The 16,663-nt window shown below is 65.0% G+C and carries 12 protein-coding genes; 8 read left to right on the forward strand and 4 right to left on the reverse strand.

Annotation, left to right across the window (positions count from 1 at the left end; all coding sequences use genetic code 11):
• Positions 1 to 23 precede the first annotated feature (23 nt).
• From dnaE to nrdR, 3 genes are all read left to right on the forward strand, one after another.
• A complete protein-coding gene (dnaE, locus tag ABFX29_RS10700) occupies positions 24 to 3,563 on the forward strand; it encodes a DNA polymerase III subunit alpha (protein WP_152229164.1) in 3,540 nt (1,179 codons plus the stop codon).
• 13 nt (positions 3,564 to 3,576) lie between these two features.
• Positions 3,577 to 4,938, forward strand: coding sequence for a histidinol dehydrogenase (gene hisD / locus ABFX29_RS10705; protein WP_246167685.1), 1,362 nt, complete (start codon positions 3,577 to 3,579; stop codon positions 4,936 to 4,938).
• Positions 4,939 to 5,029: 91 nt separating this feature from the next.
• Positions 5,030 to 5,527 carry a transcriptional regulator NrdR gene (gene nrdR, locus ABFX29_RS10710; protein ID WP_091605618.1) on the forward strand — a complete coding sequence of 166 codons (498 nt, stop codon included), beginning with the start codon at positions 5,030 to 5,032 and terminating at the stop codon, positions 5,525 to 5,527.
• Positions 5,528 to 5,610: 83 nt separating this feature from the next.
• Here nrdR and ppgK read toward each other — a convergent pair whose 3' ends face one another.
• Positions 5,611 to 6,408, reverse strand: a complete 798-nt coding sequence (gene ppgK, locus ABFX29_RS10715) for a polyphosphate--glucose phosphotransferase (protein WP_152229163.1) — start codon at positions 6,406 to 6,408, stop codon at positions 5,611 to 5,613.
• Between the two features lie 24 nt (positions 6,409 to 6,432).
• On the reverse strand, positions 6,433 to 7,311 hold the full coding sequence (gene map, locus ABFX29_RS10720; RefSeq protein WP_152229162.1) for a type I methionyl aminopeptidase: 879 nt from the start codon (positions 7,309 to 7,311) through the stop codon (positions 6,433 to 6,435).
• A gap of 100 nt (positions 7,312 to 7,411) precedes the next feature.
• Here map and ABFX29_RS10725 point away from each other — a divergent pair, with 100 nt between their 5' ends.
• Positions 7,412 to 7,576 carry an SPOR domain-containing protein gene (locus tag ABFX29_RS10725; RefSeq protein WP_141653674.1) on the forward strand — a complete coding sequence of 55 codons (165 nt, stop codon included), beginning with the start codon at positions 7,412 to 7,414 and terminating at the stop codon, positions 7,574 to 7,576.
• A 46-nt stretch (positions 7,577 to 7,622) separates the two neighbouring features.
• Here the strand turns inward: ABFX29_RS10725 and panB are convergent, their stop codons facing one another.
• Complete coding sequence (gene panB / locus ABFX29_RS10730) at positions 7,623 to 8,477, reverse strand: 3-methyl-2-oxobutanoate hydroxymethyltransferase (RefSeq protein WP_152229161.1); 855 nt, start codon at positions 8,475 to 8,477, stop codon at positions 7,623 to 7,625.
• Positions 8,478 to 8,715: 238 nt separating this feature from the next.
• Between panB and ABFX29_RS10735 the strand changes: the two genes are divergently transcribed.
• From ABFX29_RS10735 to ABFX29_RS10750, 4 genes are all read left to right on the forward strand, one after another.
• Positions 8,716 to 10,056 (forward strand): glutamine synthetase family protein, encoded by a 1,341-nt coding sequence (locus ABFX29_RS10735; RefSeq protein ID WP_152229160.1) that lies wholly within the window; start codon positions 8,716 to 8,718, stop codon positions 10,054 to 10,056.
• A 16-nt stretch (positions 10,057 to 10,072) separates the two neighbouring features.
• A complete protein-coding gene (locus ABFX29_RS10740) occupies positions 10,073 to 13,093 on the forward strand; it encodes a bifunctional [glutamine synthetase] adenylyltransferase/[glutamine synthetase]-adenylyl-L-tyrosine phosphorylase (RefSeq protein WP_152229159.1) in 3,021 nt (1,006 codons plus the stop codon).
• 125 nt (positions 13,094 to 13,218) lie between these two features.
• Positions 13,219 to 14,676, forward strand: a complete 1,458-nt coding sequence (locus tag ABFX29_RS10745; RefSeq protein ID WP_420831153.1) for an amino acid ABC transporter substrate-binding protein/permease — start codon at positions 13,219 to 13,221, stop codon at positions 14,674 to 14,676.
• Positions 14,673 to 15,401: an amino acid ABC transporter ATP-binding protein gene (locus ABFX29_RS10750; protein ID WP_152229157.1), complete on the forward strand. Its 729-nt coding sequence runs from the start codon at positions 14,673 to 14,675 to the stop codon at positions 15,399 to 15,401. Before ABFX29_RS10745 ends, ABFX29_RS10750 begins: the two co-directional genes overlap by 4 nt.
• Positions 15,402 to 15,469: 68 nt before the next feature.
• Here ABFX29_RS10750 and ABFX29_RS10755 read toward each other — a convergent pair.
• Positions 15,470 to 16,663: serine hydrolase domain-containing protein (locus tag ABFX29_RS10755; RefSeq protein WP_346038490.1), on the reverse strand; the 1,194-nt coding region annotated here is incomplete at its 5' end.

Below are 16,663 nucleotides of genomic sequence, written 5' to 3' on the forward strand. Positions count from 1 at the left end.
CCGGCGGCGCCTAGAATGGTTAGGTGGCTTCAGCAACTGGTACGTCTAAATCGTTTGTCCACCTTCACAATCACACTGAATATTCGATGCTGGACGGGGCAGCACGCCTGACCGACCTGTTCAGCCACGCCGATGAGCTGGGGATGAACGCCCTGGCCACCACGGACCACGGGTTCGTCTTCGGTGCCTTCGATTTTTGGAACAAGGCGCGGAACTCCGGCATCAAGCCAATCATCGGCGTGGAGGCCTACCTGACCCCGGGCACCGCCCGGCAGGACAAAACCCGTGTGAAGTGGGGCGGCGGCGGGCGCGACGACGTCTCCGGTGCCGGTGCCTACACCCACATGACCATGTGGGCGGAAAACACCGAAGGTATGCACAACCTGTTCCGCATGTCCTCCCTGGCTTCGCTGGAAGGCTACCTCTACAAGCCGCGCATGGACCGGGACCTGCTGCAGACCTACGGCAAGGGCCTGATCGCCACCACGGGCTGCCCCTCCGGCGAAGTCCAGACCAAGCTGCGCCTGGGCCTCTACAACGAGGCCAAGCAGGCGGCGTCGGACTTCCGGGACATCTTCGGGGCGGACAACTTCTTCTGCGAACTGATGGACCACGGGCTGGACATCGAACGCAGCGTCCAGGCAGACCTCATCAAGCTGGCACGCGAACTGGACCTGCCGCTGGTCGCCACCAACGACCTCCACTACACCCACGCCGAGGACGCCAAGGCGCATGCCGCCCTGCTGTGCGTGCAGTCCGGCTCAACCCTTGCCGATCCCAAGCGCTTCAAGTTCGACGCCGACGAGTTCTACCTCAAGTCCCCGGCCGAAATGCGGGCCATGTTCCGCGACTACCCGGACGCCTGCGACAACACGCTGCTCATCGCCGAGCGCTGCGATGTCGAGTTCAACACCAAGGCCAGCTACATGCCGCGCTTCCCCTGCCCGCCGGGGGAGAACGAGGAGTCCTGGTTCGTCAAGGAAGTGGAGACCGGCCTGCAGTACCGGTTCCCGAACGGCATCCCCGACGACGTCCGCAAGCAGGCCGAGTACGAGATTGGCATCATCACCCAGATGGGCTTCCCCGGCTACTTCCTGGTGGTTGCCGACTTCATCAACTGGGCCAAGAACAACGGCATCCGCGTTGGCCCCGGCCGCGGATCCGGCGCCGGTTCCATGGTGGCCTACGCCATGCGCATCACCGACCTGAACCCGCTGGCACACGGACTGATCTTTGAACGGTTCCTTAACCCGGACCGAGTGTCCATGCCTGACTTCGACGTCGACTTCGATGATCGGCGCCGCTCCGAGGTGATCCACTACGTCACCGAGAAGTACGGCGCGGACCGTGTTTCAATGATCGTCACCTACGGCACCATCAAGGCCAAACAGGCGCTGAAGGACTCGTCCCGCGTGATGGGCTACCCCTTCTCCGTGGGTGAGCGCCTCACCAAGGCGATGCCGCCGGACGTCATGGGCAAGGGCATTTCCCTGACGGACGTCCACAACAAGGACGCCAAGCGCTACGGCGAGGCCGAAGAGCTGCGCGAACTGCTGGCCACGGATCCGGATTCCCAGCGCGTCTTCGAGACCGCGATCGGGCTGGAAGGGCTGAAGCGCCAGTGGGGCGTGCACGCCGCCGGCGTCATCATGTCCTCGCACCCGCTGATCGACATCATTCCGATCATGAAGCGGGAGCAGGACGGCCAGATCATCACGCAGTTCGACTACCCGACCTGCGAAGGCCTCGGCCTGATCAAGATGGACTTCCTCGGCCTGAGGAACCTGACCATCATTTCGGACGCGATCGAGAACATAAAGCTCAACAAGGACGTAGACCTCGACCTTGAGACGCTGGAACTCGATGACAAGGAGTCCTACGAACTCCTGGCCCGCGGAGACACCCTGGGCGTGTTCCAGCTCGACGGCGGCCCCATGCGGTCCCTGCTGAAGCTGATGCGCCCGGATAACTTCGAAGACATCTCCGCTGTCATCGCGCTCTACCGGCCGGGCCCCATGGGTGCTAATTCGCACACCAACTACGCCCTGCGCAAGACCGGTGTCCAGGAGATCACCCCGATCCACCCCGAGCTGGAAGAGCCGCTCAAGGAGATCCTCGACACCACCTACGGCCTGATCGTCTACCAGGAACAGGTTATGGCGATCGCCCAGAAGGTGGCCGGCTTCTCGCTTGGCCAGGCAGATATCCTGCGCCGTGCCATGGGCAAGAAGAAGAAATCCGAACTGGACAAGCAGTACGCGGGCTTCCATGGCGGCATGGTGGAGCGCGGATACTCCGAGGCTGCCATCAAGGCGCTGTGGGACATCCTGCTGCCGTTCTCCGACTACGCCTTCAACAAGGCGCACTCCGCCGCGTACGGCCTGGTCTCCTACTGGACCGCGTTCCTCAAGGCGCACTATCCCACCGAATATATGGCAGCCCTGCTCACCTCCGTTGGTGATGACAAGGACAAGCTGGCCCTGTACCTGAACGAATGCCGCAAGATGGGCATCACCGTGCTGCCGCCGGACGTCAACGAATCCTCCGTGAACTTCACCCCGGTGGGCAAGGACATCCGCTTCGGCATGGGCGCCATCCGCAACGTGGGAGCCAACGTTGTCCAGGCGATGGTCAGTGCCCGCGAGGAGAAGGGGGCCTACACCAACTTCAAGGACTTCCTCATGAAGGTCCCCGCGGTGGTGTGCAACAAACGCACCATCGAGTCGCTGATCAAGGCCGGCGCCTTCGATTCAATGGGCCATGCCCGGCGTCCGCTTGCCATGATCCATGAAGAAGCCATCGACTCCGTGGTGGTGCTCAAGCGCAACGAGGCAGTCGGTCAGTTCGACCTGTTCGCGGGCATGGGAGAGTCCGAACCGGAAGATTCGATTTCCATCGACATTCCGGACCTGCCCGAGTGGGAGAAGAAGGACAAACTCTCCTTCGAGCGGGACATGCTCGGCCTCTACGTCTCCGACCACCCGCTTCAAGGCCTGGAAGGCATCCTCAGTCAGCACGCTGATTCCTCCATCACCTCGATTGTCAGCGAGGAGGGCCCGCCCGACGGCGCGATCGTAACCATCGCCGGCATGATCACCTCGCTGCAGCGCCGGATTGCGAAGAACAGCGGCAACGCCTATGCCCGCTGTGAGATCGAGGACCTTGCCGGTTCCATGGAAGTCATGTTCTTCGGGCAGGTCTACGGTCCCATTGCCGCAGTGCTTGCAGAGGACCTGATCGTCGTTGTCCGCGGGCGCCTGCAGCGGCGGGACGACGGCGCGGTGACGCTGAACGCACAGGAACTTACTGTTCCCGACCTCAGCGAGGGCCACTCCGGGCCGGTGGTGATTTCGATGGCCACCTACAAGGCCACCGAAACCGTGGTGACCCAGCTCGGTGACGTGCTGCGGACCCACCCGGGAACCTCTGAAGTGCAGATCCGGCTCAACGGGAACCGTACCGTGGAAGTCATGAAACTCGGTGTGGACCTCCGGGTGAACCCCACGCCGTCCCTCTTCGGCGACCTCAAGGTACTGCTGGGACCTGCGTGCCTTGATGCCTAGGTAGAATGGGGCTGTGACTTTCTCCGCAGCTGAACAAACCGGCCAGCCCTTTGGCTCCCTGCGTACCATTGACCTCCGCGGCAGGACCCATACCCCTGCCCAGCTGAAGGCAGTAATGCCCCGGGCGGAGACCACTACCGATGTGGCTTCCGACGCGGTCGCTGCCATCATTGCGGACGTCCGCTCCCGCGGGTTCGCGGCGCTGTCCGAGCTGGCAGAAAAGTTCGACGGCGTCCGGCAGGATCATCCGCTGGTTCCGCGCCGGGCACTCGTCGACGCCCTGGAGAACCTGGATCCGGCCGTCCGCGCCGGACTCGAGGAGTCGATCCGGCGGGCCCGGATGTTCGCTGCCGCGCAGCGTCCGGCCGACATCGAGGTAGACATTGCGGACGGGGCAAAGGTTACCCACCGCTGGGTCCCGGTCAACCGGGTGGGACTTTACGTGCCGGGCGGGCTGGCCGTGTACCCGTCCTCCGTGGTCATGAACGTGGTGCCCGCGCAGGCAGCAGGGGTAGCTTCCCTGGCCCTGGCCTCTCCTCCGCAGAAGGAATTCGGCGGCCTGCCCCACCCAACGATCCTCGCTGCTGCCCAGCTGCTGGGAATCGAAGAGGTCTACGCCATGGGCGGCGCCCAGGCGATCGCCGCCTTCGCCTACGGCGTTGCCGAAAGTGAAGCCGGTCCCGCGCTGGAACCGGTGGACGTCGTAACCGGACCCGGCAACGTGTTCGTGGCAACGGCCAAGCGCCTGGTGAAGGGCGTCGTCGGCATCGATGCGGAAGCCGGCCCCACCGAGATCGCCGTGCTTGCCGACGCCACAGCGGAACCGAAGTTTGTTGCCGCCGATCTGATCAGCCAGGCCGAGCACGACCCCAATGCCGCCTCCGTGCTGGTGACGGACTCCCCGGAGCTCGCCGAAGCGGTGCGGGCTGAACTGGACGTGCAGGTTCCCGCCACCAAGCACACCGAGCGTGTGCACACCGCACTGGCCGGTGCGCAGTCCGCCGTCGTCCTTGTGGACTCACTGGAAGATGGAATCGCGGTCTGCAACGCCTACGGCGCCGAGCACCTTGAAATCCACACCGCAGACGCTGCGGCAGTGGCCAACCGCATCACCAGCGCCGGTGCGGTTTTCGTGGGCAGCTACAGCCCGGTGAGCCTGGGCGACTACTGCTCCGGGTCCAACCACGTGCTTCCCACCGCCGGAACCGCAGCATTTTCCTCCGGACTGAACGTCACCACCTTTATGCGCGCCATCCAGGTGATCGACTACGGCAGGAACGCCCTGGAAGAAGTCAGCGGGCACGTCGTGGCACTATCCCGTGCCGAAGACCTGCCGGCCCACGGTGATGCCGTGAGCATCCGCTTCGCCGAATAGCAGCGCCCGGCCCCGCCTGGCTGCATGCCGGCGGAGCAGAGACCTAGAATGAGGGCGCCAAGCCCCCGCCCGCGTGTGAAAGGACCGAGGAATGTACTGTCCGTATTGCCGCAACGCCGACTCGCGGGTCGTGGACAGCCGCCTGGCTGACGACGGGTCGGCAATTCGCCGCCGTCGCCAGTGTCCCGAATGCGGACGCCGTTTCAGCACCGTGGAGACAACCAGCCTGAGCGTTATCAAGCGCTCGGGCGTGGCCGAACCTTTCAGCCGCAGCAAGGTCATCAACGGCGCGCGGAAAGCGTGCCAGGGCCGTCCGGTCAGCGAGGACGACCTGGCGCTGCTTGCGCAGGAGGTGGAAGAGACCATCCGGGCCTCCGGGGTCGCCGAGATCCAGGCCCACGAGGTGGGGCTGGCTATCCTGCAGCCGCTGCAGAAGCTGGACCAGGTGGCGTACCTGCGCTTCGCCAGTGTCTACCAGTCCTTCGATTCGCTGGAGGACTTTGAAACGGCGATAGCCGCGCTGCGCGCTGAGTCCGCCCGCGCCGGGGGAGTCCCGGCCGGAGCCCAGCGTCCCCTGACGGCCCAGTAGGATTCCACACTTCATCGAGATCGCAGAAAGTGCCCGTTAGAGCGTTCTAACGGGCACTTTCTGCGATCTCGATGAGGTTGAGGCTACTTGATGTAGTTGAAGTGCAGGGCTGCCTGCAGCGCCGCGCCGACGATTCCCGCGTTGTTCTTCAAGTTGGCCGTGACCATGGGGGTGCGCAGGTCCAGCATGGGGAGGAAGTCCTCGCTGCGCTTGGAGATGCCGCCGCCAATGACGAACAGGTCGGGGGAGAAGAGGAACTCGACGTGGGAGAAGTAGCGCTGCAGGCGCTTGGCGTATTCTTCCCAGCTGATGTCGTCGCGTTCGCGGGCTGAGGCCGAAGCCTTGCTTTCAGCGTCCACGCCGTCGATCTCCAGGTGGCCAAGTTCAGCGTTGGGTACCAGTGAACCGTTGTAGATCAGCGCCGATCCGATTCCGGTGCCCAGGGTGATGACCAGCACCGTGCCGTCCACGCCGCGTCCCGCGCCGTAGCGGGCTTCGGCCAGGCCTGCGGCATCGGCGTCGTTCATGACCTGCACTTCGCGGTTCAGGGCCTTGGTAAGCAGGGCATCGACGTCGGTGTCCACCCAGCTCTTGTCCACGTTGGCCGCGGAGCGGGCAACGCCGTGCTGGATGATGGCCGGGAAGGTCACGCCAACGGGAACCTCGGTGCCGGGTCCGTCCGGACGGGAGGAGAGCTCCGCGACAATCTGCCCGACGACGCCGGCGACTGCCTCCGGGGTGGCCGGCTGCGGCGTCGGGATGCGGAAGCGGTCACCGATGAGCTTGCCCTTGGCGAGGTCGACGATGCCGCCCTTGATCCCCGTGCCGCCGATGTCGATTCCAATGACGGCGTCGTGCTTGTTCTTATGCTTCTTGGCCATGGTTCTCCAGTGCTAGGCGTTGCCCTAGGGCAGGGTCAGGATTTCGGCGCCGTCATCGGTGACGAGCAGGGTGTGTTCAAACTGGGCGGTGCGTTTGCGGTCCTTGGTGACCACGGTCCAGTTGTCTTCCCACATGTCCCACTCAATGGTCCCCAGAGTGAGCATAGGCTCAATGGTAAACACCATTCCGGTTTCGATGAGGCGGCTGTACGCCGGTGCGGCGTCGTAATGCGGGATTATCAGTCCGGTGTGGAATGCCTCGCCCACGCCGTGCCCGGTGAAGTCACGGACCACACCGTAGCCGAAGCGCTTGGCATATGACTCGATGGCGCGGCCGATAACGTTGATTTCGCGTCCGGGCATCACTGCCTTGATGGCGCGCCGCAGCGATTCGGCGGTGCGTTCAACCAGCAGCCGGGATTCTTCGTCAACGTTGCCGGCCAGGAAGGTGTAGTTGGTATCGCCGTGCACGCCGTTGATGTAGGCGGTGATGTCCACGTTGACGATGTCGCCGTCCTGGATGACGGTTGTGTCCGGGATGCCGTGGCAGATGACCTCATTGATGGAGGTGCAGATCGATTTGGGGAAGTGCCGGTAGCCCAGGGTGGAGGGGTAGGCCTGGTGGTCCAGCAGGAACTCATGGGCCACGCGGTCCAGCTCATCAGTGGTGACGCCGGGTTCGATCCGGCTCCCCACCTCGACGATTGCCTGCGCTGCGATCCGGCTGGCGATGCGGATCTTCTCGATCGTTTCCGCTGACTTAACCTCTGAGCCGGTGAATTTCGCAGGCGCATCCCTGTCCACGTATTCAGGACGGGCAATCGACGACGGCACGTGCCGGCGGGGAGAGACCGTTCCCGGCTGCAGGCGGCCAAGGGGTGCGGTGGCAATATTCTGGGGCATAGTATCGATCTTATCGCCAGCGTCCCGTGCTGCCGCATGGGACGGCGGCTGAGTATCCCCGGTGGCCCAACGGTCTCCGGGGCGAGACTGAGGAGGGCCAATGGCCGAGTACTGGTTCAACGTACAGACCCATGAAGTCGAGGTGGGCCCGCAGTCGGACTGGACGAAGCTGCTGGGGCCGTACCAGACCCGCGAGGAGGCCGCCGCCGCGCTGCAGAAGGTACAGGCGCGCAACGAGGCCTGGGACAAGCAGGACGACGACTAGTGACTTCCTGGACGGGCTGCTGCGGCCGCCCGTCCAGGAGAAGCGCCTAGAAGCTGTGCTCCGGGCCCGGGAACGTGCCGCTGCGAACCTCGGCAGCGTATTCGCGGGCAGCATTTGAGAGTACTGACCGGACATCGGCGAAGGCCTTGACGAACTTCGGGGCCTTGCCGCCGCGCATGCCCGCCATGTCCTGCCACACCAGCACCTGGCCGGTGGTGGCGTTTCCTGCCCCGATTCCGATGGTCGGGACGCGGACGGCGGCGTCGACTGCTGCTGCGACGTCGGCGGGAACCATTTCCATCAGCACACAGAACGCGCCCGCTTCGGCAAGGGCCGCTGCGTCGTCGATGACTGCCTGCGCTGCGTCGCCTCGTCCCTGGACCTTGTAGCCGCCCAGGGCGTGTTCGCTCTGCGGAGTGAAGCCAACGTGTGCCATGACGGGAATGCCGGCTGCCGTCATCGCCCGCACATGGCCGGCGTAGGGCGCGCCGCCCTCCATCTTCACTGCCTGCACCCCGGCCTCCTTCATCAGCCGCACCGAGGATTCGATGGCCTGGGCGGGGGAGACTTCGTAGGAACCGAAGGGGAGGTCGCAGACGATCAGCGCGCGCTTTGCCCCGGCGGAAACCGACTTGGCAAAAACAATCATTTCGTCCAGCGTGATGGGCAGCGTTGTCTCGTGTCCCATGACGTTGTTGGCGGCAGAGTCGCCGATCAGCAGGGTCTCGATGCCCGCCTCGTCAAAGATCTGCGCGGTGTACTGGTCGTAGGCAGTCAGCATGGCGAATTTGCCGCCGGTGTCCTTGAGCTGCTGGAGGTAGGAGGTACGTACCCGCCGCGGCGGCACCGGTGCCGCGCTCTTCTCGGTGCCGTACGGTTTGGGCTGTTCAGCGCTGGTCATTCTTCGAGACTACTAAACGTTGGGCCCGCGGGCGCCTGGCGGGTTTATGTCCTGCGCGTAATGTGCGGGGCCACGCCCGCTCGTGAGCCGAAAAAGCGCCCTTGGCTGGGTAGAGTAATTGCAGGCTGCGCGCACCGCCGAGCGAGCCTGCCCCGCAGCACGGCCGCAGTGGCCGGATGCTGCAGTCGGGAGCCCGGATACGGAACCGCCAAGCGAAGTACAGCGAAAGAGGTTAAGCATGAACCGCCAGCAGGAATTCGTTCTGCGAACGATCGAAGAACGCGACGTGCGGTTCGTGCGGCTGTGGTTTACGGATGTTGTGGGTTCCATGAAGTCGGTGGCCCTGGCACCGGCGGAAGTCGAAGGCGCCTTTGATGAAGGTCTCGGCTTTGACGGTTCTTCGATCGAGGGACTGGCCCGGATCTTCGAGTCGGACATGCTGGCGCAGCCGGATCCCTCCACGTTCCAGATTCTGCCGTGGCGCGGTGACGAGGAGCAGACTTCCCGGATGTTCTGCGACATCCTTACCCCGGACGGCCAGCCCTCAGCCGCCGATCCCCGCTACGTGCTCAAGCGGCAGCTGGCCAAGGCGGCAGACATGGGCTTCACCTGCTACACCCACCCGGAGATCGAGTTCTACCTGCTGAAGTCGGACCAGCCCGGTCCCGACGGCGAACCGGTGCCGGTGGACCGTGCCGGCTACTTCGACCACGTCCCCGGCGGTGTGGCCCAGGACTTCCGCCGCACTGCGGTCTCAATGCTGGAAGCCGTTGGCATCTCCGTTGAGTTCAGCCACCATGAGGCCGGTCCCGGCCAGAACGAAATCGACCTGCGCTACGCGGACGCCCTGCAGACTGCGGACAACATCATGACGTTCCGCACGGTGGTCAAGGAAGTCGCGCTGATGACCGACTGCTACGCGACCTTCATGCCGAAGCCCTTCTCCGACCACCCCGGTTCGGGCATGCACACGCACTTCTCCCTGTTCGAAGGCGACACCAACGCGTTCTTTGAGGCCGGAGCGGAATTCCAGCTCTCCACCACTGCCCGCCAGTTCATGGCCGGGATCCTGCGCCACGCGCCGGAATTCACCGCTGTGACCAACCAGTTCGTGAATTCCTACAAGCGGCTCTGGGGTGGAGGGGAAGCCCCCAGCTACCTGTCCTGGGGCCACAACAACCGCTCTGCCCTGCTGCGCGTACCGCTGTACAAGCCGGGCAAGGGCCAGTCCGCGCGCATCGAATACCGCGGCATTGACTCAGCGGCGAACCCCTACCTGTCCTACGCCGTCCTCCTGGGTGCCGGGCTGAAGGGCATCGAGGAAGGCTACGAGCTCCCGCCGGGAGCGGAGGACGACATCGAGTCGCTGAGCGCCGCCGAGCGCCGTGCCATGGGGCATGCACCGCTTCCCTCGAGCCTGCATGACGCCATCCGCGTCATGGAGGACTCCGAGCTGGTCGCGGAGATCCTGGGCGAACAGGTCTTCGAGAACTTCCTGCGCAACAAGCAGGCCGACTGGAACGAATACCGCCAGCAGGTCACGGCCTTCGAGCTGAAGAAGAACCTGAGCATCCTCTAGCGGAAGCCGATTGCCGATGAGCCTGACCAGACGCCTGATCGCCGCCGGATTTACGGACCTGGAGAAAAGCGAACGGTTCCTGGCCGCTCCGGAACTCGCCGGACTCGACCAGGAACGGCTCTTCTCCGGGTTCGTCCGGTCTGCGAATCCTGACATGGCGCTGCAGTCCCTGGTCAGGCTGCTCTCCCGCATTCCCCCGCTCGCCGAACTGGTGGGCGGGGAGGAGGAAGAAGGCGAAGCGTTGTTCCGGGTGCTCGGGGCCTCCGAAGCGCTGGCGGAGTTCGTCATGCGGCATCCGGAGAACGCGGACCTCTTCCATACCGGACTGCGGGCCGAGCCGGGCCAGGTTCCGGCCCGCACCCTGCGTGCCTCGCTCCTGGAGTCCGTGCAGGCCGGCTCCGGTCCGAATCCCGTGGCACGCCTGACTGGTCCGGAAGCGTACGTGCAGCTGCGCACAAGGTACCGGCGCCATCTCCTGGACCTGGCCATCCGGGACCTGGGAGCCGCTTCCCCGGAAGACACCATGCCCGCCGTCGGACGCGAACTCGCAGACCTGGCCGGGGCAGCACTGGAGGCAGCGCTGGCGGTGTCCCGCGCGGAGCTGGCGGAGGGTGCGTTCGACGCAGCCGACGTCGCTGCGGTGCGCCTGGCTGTGATCGGCATGGGCAAGTGCGGTGCCAGCGAGCTTAACTACATTTCCGACGTCGACGTCATCTATGTGATGGACGCCCCGGATCTGGACGAGACACTCGCCGGACGGATCGGCACAGCCATGGCGGCGGGGATATCCCGGGTCATCAACGCCTCCGCCCCGGAACCGGGCTTGTGGGAGGTGGACGCCAACCTGCGGCCCGAGGGCAAGGACGGTCCGCTGGTCCGCACACTTGACTCACACCTGTCCTACTATCAGCGCTGGGCGCAGACCTGGGAGTTCCAGGCGCTGCTCAAGGCCCGTGCCGTGGCTGGGGATCCGGAGCTGGGCAGGCGCTACGAGGATGCCGTGGCCCCGCTGATCTGGTCCAGTTCGGAGCGAGACGGATTTGTGGAGTCCGTGCAGGCAATGCGGCGGCGGGTCACCGACCACATCCCCTCCCATGAGGAAACCCGGCAGATCAAGCTGGGCAAGGGCGGGTTGCGGGACGTGGAGTTCACGGTGCAGCTGCTGCAGCTGGTGCACGGCAGGATCGACGAGACGCTCCGGGTCCGCACCACCACTGCCGCCATCGCCGCGCTGAGCGAGGGCGGCTACATTGGCCGCGGCGACGCGGCGGACCTCGACGCAGCGTACCGCTACCTGCGGGTTCTGGAGCACCGGATCCAGATGGTGCATATGCGGCGGACCCACCTGATGCCCGAATCCGAGCCTGCCCTGCGTGCGCTTTCAAAGTCTTCTGCGGGAGCGCTGGCGCTGGTGCGTCCAAGCGCCGAGCGGCTGCTGGAGACCTGGCAGCGGACCAAGCGGCTGGTGCGGCGGCTGCACGAGGCCATCTTCTACCGTCCGCTGCTGGCCACCGCAGCGAACCTATCCGAGGCCGAGGTGCGGCTCAGCCCGGAGGCCGCCCAGGCCCGCCTCGCAGCCCTCGGCTACGCCGACCCGCGCGGCGCGATGAAGCACATCGAAGCCCTCACCAACGGCATCAGCCGCCGGGCGGCCCTGCAGCGCCAGCTGCTTCCGGTGCTGCTGGGCTGGCTGGGGGACGGCGTGGATCCCGACGCCGGGCTGCTGGGCTTCCGGCGGCTCAGCGAATCGCTGGGTGACAGCCACTGGTTCCTCGGCATGATCCGAGACTCTTCCGCGGCAGGGGAGCGGCTCTGCCAGATCCTCTCCTCCTCACGGTTCATCAGCGAACTGCTGGAGGTTTCGCCCGAATCCACCGCCTGGCTGGGAACGGACAAGGACCTGCAGCCCTCCAGCTTCGATTCGCTCTGGCAGGAAATGCGGGCCAAAATGTCACGCCATCCGCGGCCGGCCGAAGCCGTCCGGCTGATCCGGCTGATCCGCCGCCGGGAGATGCTGCGCATTGCGCTGGCAGACAGCGCCGGACTGCTTTCCCAGGAGGAAGTGGGCCGGGCACTGTCCGACAACGACCGTGCTGCGGTCCTTGGTGCCCTGCACGTGGCCGAGAACGAGGTCTACGCGGGGGAGGAGCAGCTCACTGATGTCCTGGTGGTCGCCATGGGACGCCAGGGCGGCCGTGAAATCGGCTACGGGTCCGACGCCGACGTGCTGTACGTGCACCGTCCGCTGCCAGGCGTCGACGCCCAGGCCGCGCAGGGGCAGGCCGAGAAGATCGTGCAGCTGGTCTCTTCGCTGCTGCAGCAGCCCTCCCGTCCTGCAGTCCAGGCTGAACGGGTCTTGGAGCTCGACGCCGCGCTGCGTCCGGAAGGCCGCCAGGGACCGCTGGTGCGCAGCCTGGACTCCTATGCCGGCTACTACGAACGCTGGTCCCTTGCCTGGGAAGCACAGGCACTGCTGCGTGCCCGTCCCATGGCCGGAGATGACCGGCTGGGTGAGGACTTCATCTCCCTGATCGATCCACTCCGGTATCCGGAGCGGCTTGCGGAGTCCGACGTGCGGGAGATCCGCCGAATCAAGGCCCGGGTGGAAGCCGAAAGGCTGCCGCGCGGCGCCGATCCGTCCAGGCAGCTCAAGCTGGGGCGGGGCGGGCTCAGCGATGTTGAATGGCTTGTCCAGCTGCTCCAGCTCCAGCATGCGCGTGAATACCCCGCGCTGCGCACCACAGCCACCCTTCCGGCCCTGGACGCGCTGTCCGACGCCGGGTTCCTCCCGGAGCAGGACACGGCCGTCCTGCGGGAGAGCTGGCTGCTGGCCAGCCGGATCCGTTGTGCAAATGTGATTCGGGGCGGGAGGAACCCGGATGTGCTGCCCTCCTCCCGCCGGGAACTGGAAGCGGTGGCCCGCTGGTGCGGTTACGCCGCAGGTCAGGGCGCAGTTTTGGAGGAAGACTACCTGCGGGTCACCCGGCGGGCGCGGGGAGTTTTTGAACGCTGGTTCTACGGCTACGGGGTCGGCTGAGGGCCTCCCGGACCCCCAACGGTAATTTCAGTGCCCGCATTCCTAGTAGGCTTTTTGATGGCGTTTGCTGCGCATCGCCGCGAACCATTAGCTAGGAGATGTTTACTTTGCACAGTGGCAAACGGGTGCCTAAGGGCCCCGCCTCACTCGCGGTTCCCCTCACCTCCCTGCTGGCAGCGCTAGCGCTGCTGCTGGGTATTCCCGCATCCGGGGCCTTCGCGGCCACCACTCCGGACGACGGTGGGGCGGCCGGCAAGACTTACACCATCGGTACGGACACCACCTTCGCGCCTTTCGAGTTCCGTGAGAACGGCGAACTGGTCGGTATCGATATCGACCTGATGAACGCAATTGCCGAAGACCAGGGCTTCTCGGTGGAAATCCGTTCCCTCGGCTTCGACGCTGCCCTTCAGGCACTGCAGTCCAACCAGGTGGACGGCGTGATCGCCGGTATGTCCATCACCGAAGAACGTCAGAAGGTCTTCGACTTCTCCGATCCGTACTTCGAGTCCGGCATCCAGATGGCCGTGGCAGAGAACAACAACGATGTCTCCGGGTACGAGGACCTCGAGGGCAAGCGGGTCGCCGTCAAGACCGGCACCGAAGGCCAGGCCTTCGCCGAGTCCATCAAGGATCAGTACGGCTTCGACGTCATCGCCTTCGCCCAGTCGGCGCAGATGTACGACGACGTCAAGGCCGGCTCCTCCGTTGCCGTCTTCGACGACTACCCCGTCCTGGCATACGGCATCAAGTCGGGCAACGGCCTGAAGACCGTCACCGACAAGGAGGTTGGTTCCTCCTACGGCTTCGCCGTCAACGCAGACACCAACCCCGAACTGCTTGAGGCGTTCAACGCCGGACTGGCAAACCTGCAGGAATCTGGCGAATACGACGAGATCCTGGACCGCTACCTTGACGCAGGCGCAGCCGATTCAAGCTTCTGGTCCCTGGTCACCGACAACGCGCCCGCCTTCGCCAAGGGCCTTGGCCTGACGCTTCTGGCCACTGCGCTGTCCCTGTTCTTCGCACTGATTCTGGGTGTGATCTTCGGTTTCTTCAAGGTCAGCTCAAAGGTGGTCCTGCGAGGAATCGCCACCACGTATGTCTCCATCTTCCGCGGCACCCCGGTGCTGGTGCAGGCCTTCTTCTTCTACTTCGGCCTTCCCCAGATCATTGGCCAGCCGGTGGACGTGCTGACCGCAGGCGTGCTGACGCTGAGCCTCAACGCCGGTGCCTACATGACCGAAATCGTGCGCGGAGGTATTCAGTCCGTGGACCCTGGCCAGATGGAAGCTGCGCGCAGCCTGGGCCTCGGCTACGGCAAGACTATGCAGAAGATCATCATTCCGCAGGCCGTGAAGATCATGACGCCGTCCTTCATCAACCAGTTCGTCATTACGCTGAAGGACACTTCACTGCTGGCCGTTATCGGCTTCGCGGAACTGACGTACCAGGCGCAGCAGGTCTACGCGGTGAACTTCCGGACCGCCGAGGTCCTCATCATCGTCGCCGCCCTGTACTTCATCGTCATCACGCTGCTGACCAAGCTGGCGGACGTCCTGGATAAGAGGTTCAACAAGTGAGCAAGATCCAAACCATCGGCCTGCGCAAGTCCTACGGTCCGGTCGAGGTCCTGAAGGGGCTCGACGTTGCCGTAGCCGAGGGCGAAGTGGTCTGCGTGATTGGACCGTCGGGTTCCGGCAAGTCGACTTTCCTGCGGTGCCTGAACAAGCTCGAAGACATCACCGCGGGCAAGGTCGTCATCGACGGCTTCGACCTCACCGACCCCAAGGTTGACCTGAACAAGGTCCGCCAGCACATTGGCATGGTCTTCCAGCACTTCAACCTCTTCCCGCACATGTCCGTGCTGGAAAACATTATGCTGGCGCCGGTTGAGCTGAAGAAGGGTTCCAAGGCCGAGGTACGCAAGAACGCTTTGGCGCTGCTGGACCGGGTGGGCCTGGCAGACAAGGCCGACGCACGCCCCGCACAGCTCTCCGGCGGCCAGAAGCAGCGTGTGGCCATTGCCCGTGCGCTGGCCATGAAGCCCGACGTCATGCTCTTCGACGAGGCTACTTCCGCCCTTGACCCGGAAATGGTCGGCGAGGTGCTCCAGGTAATCCGTGACCTGGCCAAGGAAGGCATGACCATGGTCGTGGTCACCCACGAGATGGGCTTCGCCCGCGAAGTGGCCGACCGGGTCGTCTTTATGGCGGACGGACACATTGTGGAGGAAAACGTGCCCGAGGAACTCTTCGGCAATCCGCAGTCCCCGCGGCTGCAGGACTTCCTGGCGAAGGTGCTCTAACGCCCTCACCGGTAACGACGGCGGTGCGGTGCCCGGCTGGGTGCCCCGCCGCCGTCGTGCGTTAACTCCTAGTCCCTGGAATGGAGTTCGGCGCGCACCCGGCCGAAGGGTTCCCAGAACCAATCGAAACTATCCTGCGGACCGGACATAAAGCGCTGGGTGAAAACCACCCCGATGTCCCCGTTCGGATATACCGCCGCGCTGGTCCCGGACCCACCTGCCCAGCCCCACATGCCGGGCTCGGACCACGGGTCACCGGGCTCAGTCTGCACCGCCGTCATATAGCCCCAGCTCTGGACCGGACCGGCCATCTCGGCAAACCCCGCGCGCTGGCTGCCCACCAGCTGGTCGGAAGCCAGCTCCGCGGCAACCCCGGCGGGAAGCAGGACGTCGTCCGCCAGTGCCGCGAGGAAAGCCAGGTAATCCGGAACGGTGGAGACCATGCCTCCGGCGAGGGATTCGAACCGCGGCGGCGCGCTGAAAGCGTCCCGGTAGTCCTCCGCCTCGACCAGCTCGCCGTCCTCCGCCTGGTACACGGCGGGGAACGCTTCCGAGCCGGTGGGGAAGCCGGTCCCGGCCAGGCCAAACGGTCCGGTGATGCGCTCAGCGACAAGCTCTGAAACCGGCTTGCCGGCAACTTTCCAGAGCAGGACCGAGAGCAGGTCTGCGGCCGAGTGATACATCCAGCGCTGGCCCGGCTGGGCAGCCAGGGGGAGCTCCGTGAGACGGGCGAGGTAGGTGTCCGGGTCCATGTCCGGGGGATTGGGGCCCCAGAGCAGCCCGCGAGTGGCAGCGGAGTACGGGGTCTCACCGAAGTCGATGCCGAAGCCCGCAGTGAAGGTCAGCAGATGCCGCAGCGTCACGGGCCCGCGGACGGGAACAGTGACAGAAAGCGGTGCGTCAGGGGAGGCCAGCACACGCAGTCCGCCCAGGCCGGGGAGCCAGCGGGAGACGTCGTCGTCCAGCCTCAATCTGCCCTCGGCTACCAGATCCAGTGCCAGGGCGCCGCCGAAGAGCTTGCTCAAAGAGGAGATCCGGAACGGTGTGCTGGGCAAGACCGGTGCCGTTCGTGCCGTGTCCAGGGCGCCAAAGGCACGGACTTCGGTTTCTCCGGCGATCCGAACGCCCGCAACAAGTCCGGGGCACCACCCCGAAGAAACCTGGGCGGAGAGGGCGTCCCACAGCGGCTGCGTTGATCCGGGCATGCGTCCACCGTCCACCGGATTTCGCTGGAGGTCAATGCCCGCGTGCCGGCGAAAAAT

The sequence above is a fragment of the Arthrobacter gandavensis genome (assembly GCF_039528575.1).
GTDB classification, from domain to species: domain Bacteria; phylum Actinomycetota; class Actinomycetes; order Actinomycetales; family Micrococcaceae; genus Arthrobacter_B; species Arthrobacter_B citreus_B.

Coding starts and splice junctions, on each gene's coding strand:
- nrdR (WP_091605618.1), top strand. CDS start 5,030: ATGTACTGTCCGTATTGCCGCAACGCCGACTCGCGGGTCGTGGACAGC.
- ppgK (WP_152229163.1), bottom strand. CDS start 6,408: ATGGCCAAGAAGCATAAGAACAAGCACGACGCCGTCATTGGAATCGAC.
- map (WP_152229162.1), bottom strand. CDS start 7,311: ATGCCCCAGAATATTGCCACCGCACCCCTTGGCCGCCTGCAGCCGGGA.
- ABFX29_RS10725 (WP_141653674.1), top strand. CDS start 7,412: ATGGCCGAGTACTGGTTCAACGTACAGACCCATGAAGTCGAGGTGGGC.
- panB (WP_152229161.1), bottom strand. CDS start 8,477: ATGACCAGCGCTGAACAGCCCAAACCGTACGGCACCGAGAAGAGCGCG.
- ABFX29_RS10735 (WP_152229160.1), top strand. CDS start 8,716: ATGAACCGCCAGCAGGAATTCGTTCTGCGAACGATCGAAGAACGCGAC.
- ABFX29_RS10740 (WP_152229159.1), top strand. CDS start 10,073: ATGAGCCTGACCAGACGCCTGATCGCCGCCGGATTTACGGACCTGGAG.